The 19,084-nt window shown below is 49.1% G+C and carries 21 protein-coding genes; 5 read left to right on the plus strand and 16 right to left on the minus strand.

Annotated elements, in window-relative coordinates; all coding sequences use genetic code 11:
- Positions 1-17: 17 nt before the first annotated feature.
- From liaG to BAMF_RS36615, 8 genes are all read right to left on the minus strand, one after another.
- Entirely contained in the window at positions 18-887 is an 870-nt protein-coding gene (gene liaG, locus BAMF_RS36580) for a LiaG family protein (RefSeq protein WP_013353565.1), read from the minus strand.
- A gap of 105 nt (positions 888-992) precedes the next feature.
- Positions 993-1,670, minus strand: a complete 678-nt coding sequence (gene liaH, locus BAMF_RS36585; RefSeq protein WP_013353566.1) for a stress responsive protein LiaH — start codon at positions 1,668-1,670, stop codon at positions 993-995.
- Between the two features lie 13 nt (positions 1,671-1,683).
- Positions 1,684-2,064: a protein liaI gene (locus BAMF_RS36590; protein WP_013353567.1), complete on the minus strand. Its 381-nt coding sequence runs from the start codon at positions 2,062-2,064 to the stop codon at positions 1,684-1,686.
- Positions 2,065-2,230: 166 nt separating this feature from the next.
- Positions 2,231-3,499 (minus strand): MFS transporter, encoded by a 1,269-nt coding sequence (locus BAMF_RS36595; protein WP_013353568.1) that lies wholly within the window; start codon positions 3,497-3,499, stop codon positions 2,231-2,233.
- Positions 3,500-3,663: 164 nt separating this feature from the next.
- Positions 3,664-4,233, minus strand: coding sequence for a cob(I)yrinic acid a,c-diamide adenosyltransferase (locus tag BAMF_RS36600; protein WP_014471000.1), 570 nt, complete (start codon positions 4,231-4,233; stop codon positions 3,664-3,666).
- Positions 4,230-5,456, minus strand: coding sequence for an ABC transporter ATP-binding protein (locus tag BAMF_RS36605; protein ID WP_013353570.1), 1,227 nt, complete (start codon positions 5,454-5,456; stop codon positions 4,230-4,232). Before BAMF_RS36605 ends, BAMF_RS36600 begins: the two co-directional genes overlap by 4 nt.
- The gene (locus BAMF_RS36610) at positions 5,453-6,499 is read right to left on the minus strand and encodes a FecCD family ABC transporter permease (RefSeq protein ID WP_013353571.1); all 1,047 of its coding nucleotides are present in this window, start codon (positions 6,497-6,499) and stop codon (positions 5,453-5,455) included. Before BAMF_RS36610 ends, BAMF_RS36605 begins: the two co-directional genes overlap by 4 nt.
- Entirely contained in the window at positions 6,462-7,406 is a 945-nt protein-coding gene (locus BAMF_RS36615; RefSeq protein ID WP_013353572.1) for an ABC transporter substrate-binding protein, read from the minus strand. Before BAMF_RS36615 ends, BAMF_RS36610 begins: the two co-directional genes overlap by 38 nt.
- A 188-nt stretch (positions 7,407-7,594) precedes the next feature.
- Here BAMF_RS36615 and BAMF_RS36620 point away from each other — a divergent pair, with 188 nt between their 5' ends.
- Positions 7,595-8,386, plus strand: coding sequence for an SDR family NAD(P)-dependent oxidoreductase (locus BAMF_RS36620; protein WP_013353573.1), 792 nt, complete (start codon positions 7,595-7,597; stop codon positions 8,384-8,386).
- Between the two features lie 50 nt (positions 8,387-8,436).
- Here BAMF_RS36620 and BAMF_RS36625 read toward each other — a convergent pair whose 3' ends face one another.
- The 5 genes from BAMF_RS36625 to BAMF_RS36645 form a co-directional block, all read right to left on the minus strand.
- Positions 8,437-9,315 carry an SMP-30/gluconolactonase/LRE family protein gene (locus tag BAMF_RS36625; RefSeq protein WP_013353574.1) on the minus strand — a complete coding sequence of 293 codons (879 nt, stop codon included), beginning with the start codon at positions 9,313-9,315 and terminating at the stop codon, positions 8,437-8,439.
- 63 nt (positions 9,316-9,378) lie between these two features.
- Positions 9,379-11,121: a HAMP domain-containing sensor histidine kinase gene (locus BAMF_RS36630; protein ID WP_013353575.1), complete on the minus strand. Its 1,743-nt coding sequence runs from the start codon at positions 11,119-11,121 to the stop codon at positions 9,379-9,381.
- A complete protein-coding gene (locus BAMF_RS36635) occupies positions 11,118-11,837 on the minus strand; it encodes a response regulator transcription factor (RefSeq protein WP_013353576.1) in 720 nt (239 codons plus the stop codon). Before BAMF_RS36635 ends, BAMF_RS36630 begins: the two co-directional genes overlap by 4 nt.
- Positions 11,838-12,010: 173 nt before the next feature.
- On the minus strand, positions 12,011-12,199 hold the full coding sequence (gene rsoA, locus BAMF_RS36640) for a sigma-O factor regulator RsoA (protein WP_373419142.1): 189 nt from the start codon (positions 12,197-12,199) through the stop codon (positions 12,011-12,013).
- Positions 12,200-12,243: 44 nt separating this feature from the next.
- The gene (locus tag BAMF_RS36645; protein ID WP_088030697.1) at positions 12,244-12,780 is read right to left on the minus strand and encodes a sigma-70 family RNA polymerase sigma factor; all 537 of its coding nucleotides are present in this window, start codon (positions 12,778-12,780) and stop codon (positions 12,244-12,246) included.
- A gap of 241 nt (positions 12,781-13,021) precedes the next feature.
- Here BAMF_RS36645 and BAMF_RS40965 point away from each other — a divergent pair, with 241 nt between their 5' ends.
- The 3 genes from BAMF_RS40965 (at position 13,022) to BAMF_RS36655 (ending at position 14,944) form a co-directional block, all read left to right on the plus strand.
- On the plus strand, positions 13,022-13,177 hold the full coding sequence (locus BAMF_RS40965; RefSeq protein WP_012118419.1) for a YvrJ family protein: 156 nt from the start codon (positions 13,022-13,024) through the stop codon (positions 13,175-13,177).
- A 118-nt stretch (positions 13,178-13,295) separates the two neighbouring features.
- The gene (locus BAMF_RS36650; RefSeq protein WP_013353579.1) at positions 13,296-14,456 is read left to right on the plus strand and encodes an oxalate decarboxylase family bicupin; all 1,161 of its coding nucleotides are present in this window, start codon (positions 13,296-13,298) and stop codon (positions 14,454-14,456) included.
- A gap of 65 nt (positions 14,457-14,521) precedes the next feature.
- Positions 14,522-14,944, plus strand: a complete 423-nt coding sequence (locus tag BAMF_RS36655; protein ID WP_013353580.1) for a YrvL family regulatory protein — start codon at positions 14,522-14,524, stop codon at positions 14,942-14,944.
- 36 nt (positions 14,945-14,980) lie between these two features.
- Here BAMF_RS36655 and BAMF_RS36660 read toward each other — a convergent pair whose 3' ends face one another.
- The 3 genes from BAMF_RS36660 to BAMF_RS36670 are packed head-to-tail and all read right to left on the minus strand — an operon-like array spanning position 14,981 to position 17,850.
- Positions 14,981-15,784, minus strand: a complete 804-nt coding sequence (locus BAMF_RS36660; protein WP_013353581.1) for an ABC transporter ATP-binding protein — start codon at positions 15,782-15,784, stop codon at positions 14,981-14,983.
- Positions 15,785-15,802: 18 nt separating this feature from the next.
- Positions 15,803-16,813 carry a FecCD family ABC transporter permease gene (locus BAMF_RS36665; RefSeq protein WP_013353582.1) on the minus strand — a complete coding sequence of 337 codons (1,011 nt, stop codon included), beginning with the start codon at positions 16,811-16,813 and terminating at the stop codon, positions 15,803-15,805.
- Positions 16,813-17,850: a FecCD family ABC transporter permease gene (locus BAMF_RS36670; RefSeq protein WP_044051913.1), complete on the minus strand. Its 1,038-nt coding sequence runs from the start codon at positions 17,848-17,850 to the stop codon at positions 16,813-16,815. The genes BAMF_RS36665 and BAMF_RS36670 overlap by 1 nt, the downstream gene beginning before the upstream one ends.
- 247 nt (positions 17,851-18,097) lie before the next feature.
- On the opposite strand from BAMF_RS36670, the gene BAMF_RS36675 reads away from it, so the two are divergent.
- Entirely contained in the window at positions 18,098-19,036 is a 939-nt protein-coding gene (locus BAMF_RS36675; RefSeq protein ID WP_013353584.1) for an iron-hydroxamate ABC transporter substrate-binding protein, read from the plus strand.
- The last annotated feature ends 48 nt before the right edge of the window (positions 19,037-19,084 follow it).

Here is a 19,084-nt window from a genome sequence, read left to right on the forward strand (position 1 = left end):
GCCCCTCCTTTCCTTTTCTATTGCAGTGCAATATTGCCGCTCGTCACTTTTATATCAATCATTCTTGAGCCGCTGCCTTTAATGCCTGTGAAAGCCCCGCCTTCCTTACTCGTTTTCTCAAAGGAATAGGACGGCTGGATTCTCCCGCTTGCCGTTTCGGCGTTCACCGTAAAACTCCCGTCTTTCGGCAGGCTGATGGCTGCGCTGCCGCTCGCAAGCCTGACGGATACGGGGGCACTTGCCGTCTCAAGCGAGGCATCGACACTGCCGGAAGCGACCCGCACGTCAAGAGGGCCTGACACATGATGAAGACCGACATTTCCGGAGGATAAGCGGACATCCGCCGTTTTTGCCGCAAGACCGGCTGCTGTGAGATCGCCCGACAGCCCTTTCGCTTCAAACACATCCGTCTTTACATGCTTCAGCGACATGTTCCCGCTTACAGTATGGACGCCGAGATGTGAAAGAGACAGCCCCCTGTTTCCGTCAACTGCAATGCTGCCGCTTGATGAACGGACGGTGATGTCCTGATGGTAATCATACGGAATGCGGACAATCAGCAGAGGACGCTGAAAAAGATTCAGAAATTGGAACCCTTTCTCCTTCGCTTTGAGATCGAGGGTTTTCCCCCGGCTGCGGACAAACATTTTTCCCGCCGGTCCCGTCACGTTTGCCGAGATATCATTCCGCGCTTCCGCGATAATTTTCACATCCGTCTGTTCAGATGAAACGGATAAGCTTTTAACGGCACGGGGCGGTACGCTTACCGATTCTGTTTCTGTTTCGTACAGCGGAAAAAAACGCCCGGCAACCACTTCTTTCACCAAAAACAGACAGCAGATCAGAACGGACGCCGCCATCAGCCCTTTGGCAATCTTACGCTTCATTACGTTCCATCCTTTTTCATTCATTTTATTATAAAGGAAAAGCCTGATAATTGATACGTGCGTATAGGGAAGAGGCGTAAAAGCGCCGATCTTCCCTTGTGCACATTATTCATGAGCCGCTTTTTGATACTCCGTTTTTTCCAGAGAAAGCGAGCGCATTTTTTCAAGCTCAGCTTCGACCTCGTCCGAATATTGCGAACGGCTGACTTCTGTGTTCGCCTCAGCCGAAGTGCCGTATTTGACGCGAACTTCCATTTCTTCAATGCGGTTTTCCATTCGAAGGAACTCTCTGTAGGCGCTTTCGCTGTCAATTTTGTCAAAAGAAGCGTTCATATGTTCCTTCGCTTTCGCCGCGTTGGCACGGGCGATGAGCGCCTGTTTTTTATCCTTTACGTCGCGAAGACGCGTTTCCAGAGTCTCCAGCTGCTCTTTCAGCTCTGCCAGCTGTGTTTTCGCCTGGTCATACGCTTTTTCATGTTCGGCCGCTTTTCCCTCAAGGTACTTCATTTCAGTCAGAGCCTTTTTCGCAAGCTCCTCTTCCCCTGCGTCAAAGGCAAGCTGAGCTTGATTTTTCCGCTTGGCCGCCGTTTCTGAGGCGTCCTCTTGTTTTTTCTTAAACTGATGGACGATTGTGTGCTGTTTGACAATCGTTTGTTTCGCCTTGGCGATGTCACTTTCCATGTCACGCACATATTGATTCAGCATGACTTTCGGATTTTCTAATTTATCAAGCCCTTCATTAACAGATGCGACGAACATATCTCTTATTCTTTTTAAGACCATTTTGTTTTCCTCCTTATTTTTTCTTCAAAAATTCTTCCCATTCAGAATCAAAGCCGGATTGATAGCCCGGTGATGCCGCTTCCGGTTCATACTGCCGGGAATCAGCGTCTGAGCCGCCCTGCTTCATCATCTTCCACCCGAAATACACCATGGCGCCAGCCAGTCCGATAGCTACGATAAACGGAAGAGAGCCGACGAGAATCATAGCCCCGATGACGCCCGCGATGATACCGGATACGGCGCGGCCTTTTGAAAACCGTTTTATTCCCCAGTAAAGCATCAGGCCTCCGATCGCCAGCGGGATGATAAATGCGAAGTGGCCCCCTCCGAAAAAGACAGAAAGTCCGAACACAATCAGCAGGAAGCCGCCTGCCGTTTTTACATTTATATTCATGCAGATCCTCCTTTCGTTTTCCTTGTCTTTACTATAAACAAATCCCGCGGACGGCAAAACGAGTCAGAGATTGATTTTCATATCAGACCGGAGTCGTATAAGCCCCCGGACCCTTACATAAAAAAACGCCGCTGCGCCAGACGGCGCAGGGCGTTTTACGGAAATGCTAGATTCTGACGCTCGCTTCTTTTTCCCTGATGAGATCGGAGCGTTCCGCTTTGGCCAGCTTCGTAAAAAACAATATTCCGAGACCGGACAGGACTTCGACGAGACCGCCGGCGGCGATGACTTTTCCGGAACCGAAAGCGTTAGCCGCGTATCCGCATAGAACCGCACCGAGCGGAATGGATATGTTTGAGATCATATGGATGACGGCATAAACTTGCGGCTGGTCATCATTGTCCACAGACGTCTGAATAATGGTATATTCCGGCACATTAATAGCACTGACGGCAGATCCGAACGCAAACGCGGCGAGGAAGACGAGCGGCAGAAAAGTGTTGATGCCCGTGATGAAAAATGCCGCCCCTTCTATGATTCCCGCCGACACAAACAGGAGACCGTATTTGTTCACCTTCACTTTTGCCAAAATAAAACCCATTAAAAAGGCTCCGCCCGTGCCTGTCGCTTTCAGAAGCGAGTAGATGATCGGCGGCATGTGTAAATCTTCAGCGACATAAACGGCAGAGAGCGCCTCCCATGGAGCGGCCGCAAAATTCATGAAGATACAGTAGATAGCGAGCGGGTATAAAATCTGGTGTTTTCTGACAAGCACAAAACCCCGTTTGAGTCTTCCGAAATACGTTCCGCGCTGTTTAACGGCGACGGTCTTCTGTTTATCCTGATGAACTTGGTATGCAATAAAGAGTACGAGAAAACCTGATAGAAGATAGAATATAAGTGCGATAAACAAAGAATAGGCGGGACTGATAAAAGTTAGAAACACCCCGCTCAGCGTAATAGCGGCAAGCCTGACGATCTGGCCGGATGACTGGATGACCGCATTCGCTTTCTGCAGGCTGTTTTCTCCGACAATATTGGGGATTAACGAGATGGATGCAGGATTATAAGCGGCTCCCGTGGCTGAATGCACGATCATGAGGAGCATGACAAACCATAAAGGAGAGAAACCGTTAAAATAACAGACCGGAATGATTAACACGACCGCCGCGCGCGTGAGGTCGGAAAAATACATCCAGAATTTCAGCGTATGCTGCTTCATAAAAGGCCCGGTAATCGGCGCCAGCATCGCCTCCGGAAGGAACGTGACCGCAATCAGCAGAGCCGTGCCGATCGCGCCTTCTCCGTCAAAAATCAAAAACCATAGAATGGAATTAAAGGCAAAACCGTCTCCCGACAATTTGACAAGCCTTGAGATAAACAGAAAGGTGAAATTTTTATTCCAGATGCTCTCGCTCTTATTATATGTATCCATCTATCAAATCCCCCATTATTTTACAGCATTTCTTATAATATCTCATTTTTTAATTTTTCAGTCAATAATGCATAAGATACATTTTCCTACTGGCAATAAGGGTTCAAATGATGGGTATCTCCACAAAAAAACAGCCGGCATGCTGCCGCCGGCTGAATGAAACGTTATTCATCCTCACGGAATACTGCGGCGCTTCTCTCATACTCTATATCCTTAACGCCTTGTCTTGTGTTGATTGCTCTTGCCGCCGCAAAAAAATAATCAGACAGGCGGTTCAAGTAACGCAGCACCGTATCGTTTATCTCTTCTGTTTTGCCCAGTTTCACGGTGAGACGCTCCGCCCGTCTTGTGACGGTCCGCGCGATGTGAAGTTGAGCAGCCGCCTTATGCCCGCCCGGAAGAATAAATTTCTCAAGCGGGGGCGCTTCAGCCGTATAACGGTCTATGCAGTCTTCCAATACGGAAATAGATTTCTCTCTCAATTTATAGTTCTTATGCTCAGTGACAGTCGCCAAATCGCCGCCGCAGTCAAACAGCTCGTGCTGAATGTTTCGGAGTTCGGCTTTCAGATCACCGCAATTCTCACAATCAGCAAGCTCCGCAAGCGCAAGCCCGATAAAACTGTTCAGCTCATCAATCGTCCCGTAGCTCTCAACCCGCAGACTGTCTTTATCCGTTCTGCCGCCGATCAGGCTTGTCTGTCCTTTATCGCCGGTTTTCGTATAGAGCTTCATCGATCTATTCCTCCTTCTTCCTCCGCTTTTACACATGCCGCGATCCCGCTTCTGACGGCTTTTTCCGCATGACGGGCGTCCACTGCCTCTCCCGTCTGCAAAGCGGCGATGACAATATCACCATTTGCCTGCATTCCGGAAAGAGCCTGCATTCTCGCTTCTGCCGCTGCCGTTAAGAGCCGTACAAATCCCTGTTCATATAAACGTCCGCTGACGAGTGCCCAAACGGTGTGCCGCGCCGTCACGGCAATCGTAACCGAATCAAACGTCCGGCAGACCAAACCAGCGGCCGCTGAGCCGGAAAGCCGGCGGCTCCATGAAAAACCAGATCCGTCAGATGCGGTTGACAACATTCTAAACGGCCGGTCTGTATGAAGCGTTACGGTATTTCCGCTTTTGTTTATCAGAGAGGCGAACGGAACGGTGACGGATTCTCTTTCTTCCCGCACTTCCGGCTTGAAGGCGATCAGCGGTTTCGGCGACGCTTGTTGGTCAACAGCGCTGACGGTGATGCCGTAAATATCTTCAATCGTCTCTTGTTTCAAAGCCTGCTCCGGCGGCTGCTTCGAAAAAGCGCGTCCGTCCTTCATCATCAGGAGCTGATCACAGTATTGTCCCGCGGCGTTGAGGTCGTGAAAAATACTGATGACCGTAAGACCCCTTTCTCTCGTCAGCCGCTTTACCGTATCGAGCAGGTCTTTTTGATATTTGAGATCAAGAAATGTCGTCGGCTCATCCAGACAAAGCACCTCGGGCTGCTGAGCCAGCGCCTGCGCCAAATAGACGCGCTGCCTTTCTCCGCCGCTCAGATTGCGGACGGATTGCTGCGCATATCGGGCGATGCCCGCCATTTCCATCGCTTCCCGGATAATGTCTTCGTCGTTTTGGTCCGTCTGTCTGAAGAGTCCTTTTTGAAACGGATATCTGCCGAAGGACACCGTTTCTTTGACGGTAAATGTAAAGGCTTGTTCCGTATGCTGCGGCAAAACGGCCATGATTTTCGCAAGCTCCCGCGGCTTGTATCTGCCGATGGGCTTGCCTGCTGCGAGCACCTCGCCTTTTGAGGGAGGGAGCACCCCCGTCAGCAGTTTCATCAGTGTTGTTTTTCCTGAGCCGTTCGGACCGAGTATGCCGACAAATTCACCCTTTTCGGCGGTAAAGCTGACATCCTCTACAATCATCCGCCCTCCGTACCCGCCGGACAGGCTGCTCACCCTGATCATAAGCGTTTCCCTCCATGGTGCTGACGAAGCAGAATCAAGGCAAATACAGGCGCTCCCGCCAATGCCGTCATAATGCCGATCGGCAATTCGACAGGTTCAATAACGGTGCGGGAAAACAAATCCGCCAAAATGAGAAAACCGGCGCCCGTCAGTGCTGACAGCGGCAGTAAATGGCGATGATCCGTTCCCCATAAAAGCCGCGTCACATGAGGAATGACAAGGCCGACAAACCCGATCGTCCCCGATACGGCAACCGCTCCTCCCGTCAGCAGAGATCCGGCGGTAATCATCAGCAGTTTTCTCTTTCCCGTACTGACGCCTAAAAGCCTTGCCTTTTCTTCTCCATAGGTCATAATGTTTAATTCTCTGCCGTTGATAAGCAGAAGCGCCGTCCCGGCCAGAAAAAAAGGCAGAAACAGCGCGACATAGCCCCAGCCCCTCATTGACACACTGCCTAACAGCCAGCGGACAATCGGGAGCAGATCATTTCCCGTTAAAGCGATCACAAGCGAAATGAGGGCTCCGAGAAAAGAATTCATGATGATGCCTGTCAAAATGAGCGTCGAAACCGACATGGACGCATGAACGAGGCGGCTGAAAAAAAGAACCGCCGCCATGACCGCAATGGCTGCGGCAATGCTGACGACCGGAAGTGTGAACCGGCCGATGACGGGAATCTGAATGCCGAAAAACAAAGTGATAACGGCTCCCGCCGAGGCTCCTGAAGATACCCCGAGTGTATAAGGGTCGGCGAGCGGATTTTTCAGAAGCCCCTGAAACGCCGCTCCCGCAATGGATAACGCGGCACCGACAAGGGCTGCCAGAACGACTCTCGGCAGACGGATATTCATCATAATATTTACATTCATGGGATCAACAGAGGAGGTCCGGCCGATCCCGATCAAAAAAACGTCGGATAAAGGGATATGCAGACTGCCGATTGAAATGCCGAGTGCCGTACAAACGGCTAAAAACAGCAGACTGATCGTGTAGGCCAGCGGGCGGTTACTTTTTAAACGTTTCAGGATAAACGCTTTCTGCAAGCTTCTCGACCCCTTTTACCAGACGCGGGCCAGAGCGTGTGACAAGGTCAGGATCAACAGAATAGACGTTGTGGTGTTTGACCGCATTGACGGCACCCCAGCCGGCGCGTTTTTCCACTTCAGCGGCCTTTACGCCGTCTGTCGTAATGATGACATCCGGATTCATTTTGACAATCGCTTCATCCGTCAGCTGCACCCAGCCGGTCTGGCTGCCGGCGGCGTTTTTCGCATGTATATCTTCAAGCATTTCGTTCATAAACGTGCCTTTTCCCGTCGTGTATCCGTCAGGAGAAACTTCGACGAATACTTTCTTTTCATCTTTTTCAGAAATGGCCGCCGCTTTCTTTTCTATGGCGGAAAGGTCGGATTTCATCGATTTGATCAGCTTGTCCGCCTGCTTTTCTTTGCCGGCCGCTTTTCCGATCATGCTGATTGATTTGTACACTTCTTGGAACGATTGAGCGTCATTGACCGTTAATACGGTGATGCCCGCATCTTTTAATTGCTTCATCGCATCGGCGGAAGCGGACATAGAGGACGCGTGGGCAAGCACGAGATCCGGCTTCAGCGCGATGACTTTCTCAGCGTTCACATTCATATCTCCGACTTTCGGTTTTTTTACCGCTTCTTTCGGATATGTATCATTTGTCGTGACGCCTGCGACCTTATCTCCGAGCCCCAGCGCGTATGTAATTTCCGTATTGCTCGGCATGAGGGAAACGATTTTTTCCGGCGCCTGCTTTATGGTTACTTTTTCGTTTGCGGCATCCTTAATGGTTACCGGAAATGCTTCGGCTGAGACGGCTTTTTGTTTTGCCGCGCTTCCTTCTTCTTGTGCGCCGGAACAGCCGGCGACCATAAAGGCGGTGACAAAGAGCGCCGCCCAGACGGCAGTGATTTTCTTCATTCTTTTAACTCCCCCTGGTTATGGTAAACGATTGTCTCTTTGACATTCGTATCCTTTTTTCGCAGTAATTATACTATAAGTCTGTCAGGCTTGTATATCCGGCCTTTTTTGCATTAAAGCAAATTGTTCGTAAACACTAAAACCCATCATGTATACTGTTACACAATCATGTTAAGAGGAGGATCATCATGGAATTACAGCTTGAACGAAAGCTCATTTTGATTACAGGATCAACTTCAGGCATCGGAAAAGCCGCGGCAAAAAGCTTTTTAGCCGAAGGCGCCGAGGTGATTGTAAACGGAAGAAAAAAAGAAACCGTGGAACGGACGGTTGAGGAGCTTTCCGCTTACGGAACGGTTCACGGCATCGCCGCTGATTTATCGCGTCAGGATGAAGCGGATGACCTGATGAAGCGCGCCGGCGGAATCGGAGAAGTCGATATTCTCGTCAATAACCTCGGATTTTTTGAAGTAAAAGACTTCGCTGAGGTGACTGATGATGAATGGACCCGGTATTTTGAAGTGAATGTCATGAGCGCCGTGCGCCTGTGCCGGCGTTTTCTGCCGCAAATGCTCGAAAGAAACAGCGGTCGGATTCTGAACATCTCTAGTGAAGCCGGTGTCAAACCGCTTGCGCAAATGATTCCGTATTCAATGACGAAAACGGCGTTAATCAGCTTGTCTCGGGGAATGGCGGAAATGACGAAAGGCACAAATGTCACGGTAAACTCCGTGCTGCCCGGACCGACATGGACCGAAGGCGTCGCTTCTTACATGGAAGGAGCCGCTAAGGCTGCCGGAGAAGATACGGACAGCTTCGTCCGGGATTATTTTAAAGTGAATGAACCGACGTCCTTGATTCAGCGCTACGCAACGCCGGAAGAAGTCGCCAATACGATTGTATTTCTCGCTTCAGATGCGGCATCTGCCATTAACGGCATCGCACAGCGGGTTGAAGGCGGCATCATCCGCTCCATTTAACCAAAAAAAGCCCGGCACAATGGGAACTCCCATATATGCCAGGGCTTTTTTTATATCATGCCTGCAAACGGAACCGGCTCCCAGCCGCCCGTCTCAAGCTCTGCGGAAAACAGGCCGCCCGCATGCGGCTGCTCAAGTCTTTCGGCTTCCGTCAATTTTTCCGTCGCGGTCGTAATGTATAATGTGTTAAGCTCTTTGCCTCCGAACGCGCAGCAGGTGACGTATTTTGCGGGAACTTCAATAGATGCGATTTCCTTATGCGAAAACGGGTCAATCCGGACGGCACGGCCGCCTCCGAACAGAGCCACCCACAGCATTCCGTCCCGGTCAATGGTCATTCCGTCGGGAGATCCTTGCGACTTCGGAAATCGGTAAACCGTTTTCGGATCTGATACGGCTCCGGTTTCCGGATCGTATGAATAACGGACGATTTCCTGCGTCGGAGTATCGATATAATACATCAGGTTTCGGTCTCGATCCCAATCCAGACCGTTCGAAGTAGAGACCTGGTCTTTTATTTTGGCAAGGCTGCCGTCCGTATTCAGACGGTACAGCGAAGCCTCCTCTTCTTTGCCTTCCATGCTCGTCGTTCCCGCCCATAATCTTCCGGACGGGTCGCACTTGGCGTCATTGAAACGGATATCTTCCCGCATGTCTTTCGGCTGCTTCATCTTCGTCAACGTATCTTCCTGCAGATTGTACAGGTAAAAACCGTCTTTCATCGTCATCACCAGCTCTTCCTTTGAATACAAAGCCAGAGCCGTTACGAATGATTTGAATTTAACGGAACGGTTGATTCCGTCAGCCGGAGTAAAGATATGGAGCTGGCTGCCCAGTATATCCACCCAGTACAGGCATTCCTTGTCCTTATCCCATAAGGGGCCTTCTCCGATCACCGCTCTCGTATCTGCTCGTAATGCTGCTTCCATGTGTGAACACCTCTTTTGCTTGTCAGTCTCCTATTGTTATTCCCGACAAAGCGGCGTCCAAACTCAATCTTTTTTAAAAAGAATCGTAATAACCGTTCCGGCGCTGATTCTGCTGTTGACATGAATGGTTCCGTTATGAAGATGCACCAGTTCCTTGGCAATGGCGAGTCCGAGCCCCGTTCCTTCTGACGGCCCCTTCGTATTCGTTCCCCGGTAATAACGGTTAAACAGCTGGTGAATCGTTTCTTCGTCCATTCCTCTTCCGTTATCTTTCACCTTCAGAATCAGCTGTTCGGCTGATTCCTCGAGCACGACCCGAATGGCGGTCCCTTTCTTATTATGCTTTACGGCGTTTGCCAGCAGATTCTCCAGAATACGGCGGAACCATGCTTCATCAATGGCGAAAAGAATGTCTTCCTTTTTGGTTTCAAAGGCGATGTCATAGCCTTCCGAGAACGTGTTTTTCGTGAAATCGTTCGTGACGTTTCTGATAAACGGAACGACGTTGATCAGCCGCCGTTCAATCGGGAGGGCGGCGTTTTTCAGCCGGTATGTCAAGTTTAAGTCCTCAATCAGCTTCGACATATATTCTGATTTTTCCCGGACGATCTGCCCCATTTCTTTGACTTCCTCCGGGGTCCAGTCGTATTGCTTCGATTCAAGCATCATGCTGTAGCCGTAAATCGTGCTCAGCGGTGTTTTTAAATCATGGCTGAGTCCGGCGATCCATTCTTCCCTAGTCGCCTGGATTTTTTCTCTGTTTTTCTTATCCCGCTTCAGCGTATCGGTCAGCTGGTCCATCGATTCGAAAATCTCGGCGAAAAAGCGGAACGGCTGCTTTGTTTTGCCTTTTTTGTTTTTGCTGACCGGCTGTCCTTTGCGGTTCTTCGGCTCTTCAAGCCGGCCCTTTGATAAATTGACAAGCCATTTGATGGTATGAAAAAGCGGCCATCCGAAACGGAAAGAGTACCAGATTGTCAGAATACAGATCATTAATACCAAGATTCCGATCAGCAAAAAGAGGGTTTTCATCACATTTCTCAAAAATGACTTATTAAACTCATGATCGGGGATGTACACGGGGTTCGGCACCGACGCGACCATCCATTTCGTTTTATCGAGTCTTTTAAAAGAAATTTCCCTCTTATAATTCCACGGCTTGGAATTGTATTTCAGCAATTCAAGCTCATTGACGGTGTTCCGCTCTTTTTTGGTGCTGTTGATATCTCCGAGCAGTCTGCCGCTGTCCTCGAGAAGATAGACCGCCCCTTTTTCCCGTTTAATATAATCAACCGTGCTTTTTTTATATTGAGAAAGGGAAGCGAGGGACGGCTCCTGTGATTCGATGTAAGTGAGAAGCTGCTCGCTGGCGGATTTCCAGCCGAACAGAATCAAATAGGTCTCATTATTAATCGTGACCGTCCAGTAGTTCAGCTTGTAGTTGTCAAAATTCCGGTACTGATAAATGGATAAGAGATCTTTTCTGCTGTAATGGCTCGGGACGTCTTTCGGCACTCTGTACGCGTAGTCCGTTTTTTCATTGTCATTAATGATCTGCAGCCAGCCCTTCTGCTTTCTGACTGACATCTTTAAAAATTCATCGACATCCCATGTGCCGTCTTCATTTTTATCAAGCCACGCTTCAAACGAGTCAGCCGTCGCTTTCGTCAGTCCCGCATTGGCTTCCGCTTCGCTGAAACGCCAATCCAAATAGAAAAAAGAAGCGACGGCCAAAACAGAGATCAGCAGGATGACAAGCAGCAGCTGCCCGAAAAAGTGGAGCAGAAATTTTCCGCGCATTCTCATGGGCGGGTTCCTTTTTCTCCTTGATCGGGAATAAACCGATAGCCGAGGCCGCGCACCGTTACAATATAGGACGGATCGCTTGGGTCTTTTTCAATCTTTTCTCTGAGCTTGCGGATGTGCACCATGACGGTGTTGTTGTCGCCGTAAGACGGATATCCCCACACTTTTTCATAGATCTGGTCTTTTGAGAGCACCACATCAGGGTGTTCGCAGAAATATTGCAGCAATTGCAAAAGCTGTGCGGAGCAGCTGACGGGCTCGCCCCCGACAATCAGCTCGGCGTTTTGCGGCGAATAGGAAAAATGGCTGTATGAATACGTCTTCACCGCCGTTTTCTCTTCGCGCTTATAGGTTCTTTTTAACGTCGCCCTGATCCGCGCCGCCAATTCGAGCGGATTAAACGGCTTTGTTATATAATCATCAGCTCCCAATGCAAATCCTGACAGCTTATCCGCATCAGAAGACCGGGCAGTCAGAAAAAAGATCGGAGCATCGGTATAGTTCCGGATTTCGGTGCATGCTTCAAAACCGGACATGCCTTCCATCATCACATCCAGCACGAGCAGATCCGCGGTTTCATGTTTAACAAATTCAATCGCTTCCTCGGCGCTGCCGGCTGTCTTAATGTTGTGATAGCCTTCTTTGACGAGAACGCGTTTGACCATATCAACGATCGCCTTCTCATCGTCTACAATTAAAATTGACGCATTTTCCACCTTGGACGTTCCTTTCTCTTTGTTTTTTTCATCATATCATTATATGGTTAAGATTTGGTACTTTTTTAGTGCGGAGGTCTTGCGGGGAGACAGAAAAGAAAAACGAGACCGGATATCTTCTCTCGTTTTTCTCGCGGTGGGCAGAGCGGTATATCAGTCATCCCGCCCTTTTGTCAGGAGTTTTCATTTATAAGATGTAGAATAAATTCCCAAAATCCAGGCACTTCCTGGCATAACAGCATGTCCGCTTTTTCAACTATTTTAATCTTTAATTCTTGTTCCAAATCTTCTCTTTCCTGGTAAGACGTATTGCTCAGTTTTTTTTTTATCATTGGCGAAAAACGTGATATCAAGAGTTCCATTTCGTCGATATCTGTTTTCTCTTTGTTGAAATCAAATGGCCCGTTCACTGCTTATTTTCCCCCTTTTTTTGCTTGTCCAGCTGCTTTCTCAGATTGCCGAGCCCTTTTTTATGAATATTGGAAATGTTCTGCCGGGATTCCCCCAGCGACTCGGCAATCTCCTTCATCGTCGCTCCGTGAAGGTAAATATTCGTCAGCACACTTTTTTGTTTATCGGTTAATGTCTGAAGCGCTTCATATAAATCCCGGTTTTGGACATGCTGGCTCAAATCTCCCTGCTGCCGCAGAAACTCTTCATACGCGTCTTTTCCCATTTCATAGGGAAGCGTTTCACCTCCTTCCGGCTGATCAACCGTCAGCGGATAGCGCTTCTGATTTTTGCGGATGCGCTTGTCAAAGTCGATGGAGAAAATCCGGATCATAGAGTTCATATATTTGATGATCCGGATTTCCTTATAAAACTGCTTAAAATGTTCGTCCAGTGATTTTGCATCTTTCTCGTCTGAATGTTCCAGCACATTTTTAAATTTCTCGTAATGCTTGGGGTCACTTAAAAAATGTTTGACGATCGGATGTTTCATGATTTCCTTGCATTTTGACCGTAAAAGAACTTGATAGTCCATAAAACCGCCTCCTATTTAAATTAAATGAAAGAAAGCAAAAAAAAGTAAACTACTCCTTTCCGACTAAGGTTTTACACTCCTTATGTCCCGGTTTTTCCGGAACAAAAAAAGACTCTCAGCCCGGATATCAGGTTTACAAGAGCCGCTCTTTCTTTCACTTATATACATGACTGCAGGTCAAGTCAGGAGGTGGCTGATAATGGATCAGGTTTTTATAGAAGAAGCAGTCAGACAGATCGGCAATCTCGGCTTTCCGGCTCTGATTGCCATGTACCTTCTCACCCGGTTTGAGAAGAAATTTGACGCCCTGATCGAGCTGATGACGGAACTGAAAGACCAGAAGATGAAAAATTAATTTTCAAACGAAGTTGACTTTTCATCGGAACGCATCACTTAACAAAGCAGAAGGGAAAACGAAAGGCCTTTCACATTCTCTTTCTGAAAAAAACAAAGCTTGAGAGGAGACGATTTACATGTCAAAAGAAAACAACTGCAATATCCCGCAGCCGATCAGAGGAGATAAAGGGGCGACCGTCACGATTCCGCGCAACCTTGAAAGAGACCGCCAAAATCCGGATATGCTGGTGCCGCCGGAAACGGATCACGGCACAGTGGATAATATGAAATTCTCTTTCTCAGATGTGCACAACCGGCTGGAAAAGGGCGGATACGCGCGTGAGGTGACCGTTCGCGAGCTGCCGATTTCTAAAAATCTCGCATCTGTCAACATGCGTTTAAAACCGGGCGCCATCCGTGAGCTGCACTGGCATAAAGAAGCGGAATGGGCTTATATGCTGACGGGCAAAGCGCGGATCACGATTGTCGATGAGCAGGGGCGCAGTTTTATCGATGACGTGAAGGAAGGAGATCTGTGGTACTTCCCGTCAGGTCTGCCGCACTCCATTCAGGCGCTGAAAGAAGGCTGTGAATTCCTCTTAGTCTTTGATGACGGCTCATTCTCAGAAAACAGCACATTCCAAGTGACTGACTGGCTTGCCCACACGCCGCTTGATGTCATCGCCAACAACTTCGGGGTTTCAGAAAAAGACCTTGCCGGCCTGCCGCGGAAAGAAAAATATATCTTTGAAGAGCCTGTTCCCGGAAAGCTGAAAGATGACATTGTGGAAGGGCCGAACGGCGAAGTGCCTTACCCGTTCACTTACCGTCTGCTGGATGAAGGCCCGACTGCTGAGACGGACGGCGGCAAAGTATATATCGCGGATTCCACAAACTTCAAAGTGTCCAAAACGATCGCTTCAGCGCTTGTCGTGGTCGAACCGGGCGCAATGAGAGAGCTGCACTGGCATCCGAATACGCATGAATGGCAGTATTATATTTCCGGGAAAGGCCGGATGACGGTTTTTGCTTCGGACGGCCATGCGAGAACATTTAACTATCAGGCCGGGGATGTCGGTTACGTTCCGTTCGCAATGGGCCACTATGTGGAGAACCTGGGAGATGAGCCGCTCGTCTTCTTGGAAATCTTCAAAGATGACCATTATGCCGATGTGTCTCTGAACCAATGGCTCGCCATGCTTCCTGAGAAATTCGTCCAGCAGCATCTTGAACTGGGCAAAGACTTTACCGACATTCTTTCGAAAGAGAAACATCCAGTCGTCAAAAAGAAATGCTGAAGACACACATTGACTTGCAGAGTTCATCTCTGCAAGTCTCCTCTATGTGAAAAGGAGCTGAGCAGATGATCAATCAAAACGGGCCGAAATTGTTTTTTTTCCGGGTGCTCACGTATGCCCTGGCAGCGGCCGCTGTATTATTCGGGTATTTCATCGTGATGATGACCGTATTTTCATTAGCCGGGACGAGCTACGGATCGATGGCGTACGTCCTGCTTTTTTCTGTGCTTTTTATTCTTCTCGGGTTATGTTTTGAACCGCTTGAGCGGCTGATGGTACATAGTTTTACCTTTTTCAGGACGGGCAGGCTGCCTTTTCTTCTTTTAGCCAGCACCGTTCAGCTGCTGTTTCTTTGGATGACCGCGTATACGACGGATAAACTGATTGAAAAGATTTGGCTGTCAACGACCGAGGAGCTGATTGTGGCTGGGGTTTTTTTCGTGTTGGATAAATGCGTCTCCGTGCAGAAACAAACTCAGGCGCAATAAAAAAACGCAGGCCGAAATGGCTCTGCGTTTTTACCGTCATACCGAGGCGTTTTCATGCTGGATTAAATCGTAGGTTAAGCAGACGGGTTTGTTCGTGCGCGGGTCTTTTACGATCTGTGCGTCAATCTGAAACACGTCTTCCAATATGCCGGGCGTCATGACTTCCTCCGCCGTCCCTTCCTTGATGACGCGTCCTTTTTTCAGCGCGATCATATAATGGGAAAAACGGGCGGCATGGTTCAGATCATGAATGACCATTAAAATGGTTCGTCCCTGCTCTTTGTTTAATTTGTCCAGCAGCTGCAGAATTTCCAGCTGATGGGCAAGATCTAAGTAAGTAGTCGGTTCATCAAGAAGCAGCAGCTCCGTTTCTTGAGCGAGCGCCATTGCGATCCACACACGCTGCCGCTGCCCGCCGGAAAGCGCTTCGATCGGCCGGTCGTAAAATTCGGCCATCCCCGTCTCTTCAAGCGCCCATTTGACCATGTCACGATCTTTATCACTCAAGCGGCCCATTCCGGACTGATGCGGAAATCTGCCGTAAGAAACAAGTTCGTATACAGTCAGCCCGCTCGGCGCTTCAGGCGTCTGCGGAAGGATTGCCATTTCCTTGGCGATGTCCTTCGTTGATTTTTTCATGATCGCCTGTCCGTTTAAATAGACGGCGCCGGATTTCGGTTTCATGATTCTTGACATCGTCTTAAGAACCGTCGATTTTCCGCAGCCGTTTGGACCGATCAGCGTTGTAATTTTCCCTTTCGGTATGGCGATATCCAATTCTTTCGCTATCAGACGGTCACCATAACCGACAGTAAGCTGTTCCGCCGATAATGAGTTCATCGCGGCAGTCTCCCTCCTTTATTTCGCTTTCATCAGCAAATATATAAAATACGGCGCGCCGAGTACGGAAATCACCAAGCCGACGGGAACTTCGAACGTCACAAGGACATTTCTCGCCAGCGTATCGGCAAGGAGAAATAAAAATGCGCCGATCAAAGCTGAAACCGGAATAAGCGTCTGGTGGCGCGGCCCGGTAAGCCTTCTGGCCAAATGCGGCGCAATCAGTCCGAGAAAAGCGATTCCGCCGGCTGCCGCAACACATGACGCCGTCAGGGCGACAGCGGAAATCAGCAGAACGCGCCGCTCCTTTTCAACCCGGGTGCCAAGTCCCACAGCCAGCTGGTCACCAAGCTGCAGCACATTTAAATACCTCGCTTTATACAGACTGAACGGCAGAAGAACCAGCAGCCACGGCAAAATCGACAGCACCATTTTCCAATTGGCGTTCCAAATCGAACCGGAAATCCATACAAGCGCCTGCATGAAATCCCGCGGGTCCATTTTCAGCTGAAAAATCAAGAGCAGCGCATTAAACCCCGCATTAACGCCAATCCCGACCAAAATGAGCCGGACGGGTGAGACACCTTTTTTCCAAGCCAGCACGTAGATGAGAAACGCAGCCAGAAAAGCTCCCGCCAAAGCGCTCACTGGAAGCAGCCATGTACTGAACATGCTTAAATCAACAGCGGACCCTTGGAAAAAGAAAATAAACAGAACGACCGCCAATGATGCTCCGGCGTTAATACCGAGAATGCCCGGCTCCGCCAAGTCATTTTGAGACACGCTTTGAAAAATCGCGCCTGCAACCGCGATCCCGGCGCCGACCAGCAATGACAGCACCATGCGCGGGAGTCTGAATTCAAATAAAACAAGCTGATCCCGGGCATCGCCTTGTCCGAAAAAGACTCGTAACGTATCGAGAGGCGCAATCCGGATCACACCCATATTTAAGCTGATAAAAAAGACGATGCATATGAGCAATAACGTAACGGCCGCGACCGCCAGCGGTTTTTTCGATTTCACATTCATTACAGCCCTCTCCTTTCCCTGCGCGCCAAATAAAAGAAAAAGGGAACGCCGATAAGGGCGGTTAAAGCGCCGACCGGTGTTTCAAACGGCGCATTGACGAGTCTTGCGGCAATATCACTGAAGACTAACAGAACGGCGCCGAATACCGCGGAACAAGGAATAATCCACCTATAATCGACCCCGACTAAAAATCGGGTGATATGCGGAATCACCAAGCCGATAAAAGAAATGGCTCCGGCGACTGAGACTGAAGCCCCTGTCAGCAGGACAACGACAAACATTCCGATTACTTTCACAAGCGCCGTATACTGCCCGAGCCCTTTGGCCAGCTCCTCACCCAAGCTCAGCACTGTCACTGAGCGCGCAATCAAAAAGGCAAGCAAAAGGCCGATGACCCCGACTGCCAATAGCAGCTGCACGCCTTCCCATTTCACGGACGCGACTCCCCCGGCATACCAGAACTTCACATCCTGGGCGACGTCAAACCGGATCGCAATCGCGCTTGAAAGCCCAGTCAAGAAATAGCCGACTGCCGTACCGGCCAGCGCGAGCTTCACAGGTGTCAGCCCGCCTTTTGAAAACAGGCCGATGCCAAAAACAATAAGCGCCCCGATTCCCGCTCCCGCAAAGGACCACAAGACAAGCCCCGCTGCAGACAGCCCCGGAAAAAAAGCAAATGCACAAGCGATCGCAAAGCCGGACCCCGAAGTCACCCCCATAATGGAAGGCTCAGCAAGCGGGTTCCGCGTCAGCCCCTGCATGATTGCCCCGGACACAGCTAAAAAAGCCCCGACGAGCGCTGCGGCGGCGGTTCTCGGCAGCCTCAGATCGCGTATGATTTGATGAGATGTATTTTGCGGCTGAAAGTGAAAGAGAGCGTTCCACACCGTCCGCAGATGAATATCAGCGGCTCCGATGGAAACAGACAAAACTGCGCCGATCAATAAAACCGCAATACCGGCAAAAAGCAGCACAGCCGCTCTGAATGAACGCGCCGTCCACTGGATTTCGCTCCCTGACGCTCCTTGAGCCGTCATTGTCTGTTTCTTTTTTAATAGACCCAACACTCGTTCTTCCTTTCTCCAAGACAAGAATGTTAATGATAATGATTATCAATGACTTGTTTCAGTATAGCACTATTTTCTTCTCTTTTAATAGACCTAATTTCATATAAAAAAGAAAGTTTTTCTTAAAAAAGAGCGTGCTTCTCTATGAAAGCAGTGATATAATCACACTGATAATGATTCTCTTTATCACTATTTTTTATGAAAGAAGGAATGCCAGATGTTCCATACATACAAGAAAATCGGCGCAGCGCTGATTGCCGTACTGCTCATTGCCGCTTTGGCCGCATGCGGAAATTCTTCAGACACGAAAGGTTCTTCTGAAAAAGAAGAAACCGTCACGTATAAAGCCGAAAACGGCAATATTAAAATTCCGAAGCACCCGAAACGGGTCGTCGTTATGGCTGACGGCTACTACGGCGACTTCAAACAGCTCGGCATCAATGTTGTCGGCGCGCCGCAAAACGTATTTAAAAACCCTTATTACAAAGGGAAAACAAAAGGTGTGACAAACATCGGCGACGGCACATCCGTTGAAAAAATCATTGACCTGAAGCCTGATTTAATCGTTGTCTGGACGACACAAGGGGCCGATATTGAAAAACTGGAGAAAATCGCGCCGACAATCGCTATTAAATATGACAAGCTCAGCAACATTGAGCAATTCAAAGAGTTTGCGAAAATGACAGGCACTGAAGATAAAGCAGACAAATGGCTTGCCGAATGGGATAAGAAAACAGCTGCCGCTAAAACAAAAGTTCAAAAAGCAGTCGGCTCAAAAACCATCTCCATCATGCAGACAAACGGTAAAGACATCTATGTATTCGGTAAAGACTTCGGTCGCGGGGGAAGCATCATTTATGACAAACTCGGGCTGAAAGCCACAAAACTAACGCAGGAAAAAGCCATTAATCAAGGCGCGGGCTATGCCAGCATTTCACTTGAAAAACTGCCTGACTTCGCAGGAGACTATATTTTTATGGGACCATGGCAGGCCGGCGGTGACGACAAAGGCGTCCTTGACAGTTCAATCTGGAAAAACCTCGATGCCGTCAAGCAAAACCATGTCTACCGCATTGATCCGATCGGCTTCTATTTCTCAGACCCGATCTCACTTGAAGGCCAGCTGGACTATATTACAAAAAGCTTAACGAAGTAACCCTGAAGCCGCTGACACAGCGGCTTTTATGATTCCTAAAACTTGACA

Source organism: Bacillus amyloliquefaciens DSM 7 = ATCC 23350 (assembly GCF_000196735.1).
GTDB lineage: Bacteria > Bacillota > Bacilli > Bacillales > Bacillaceae > Bacillus > Bacillus amyloliquefaciens.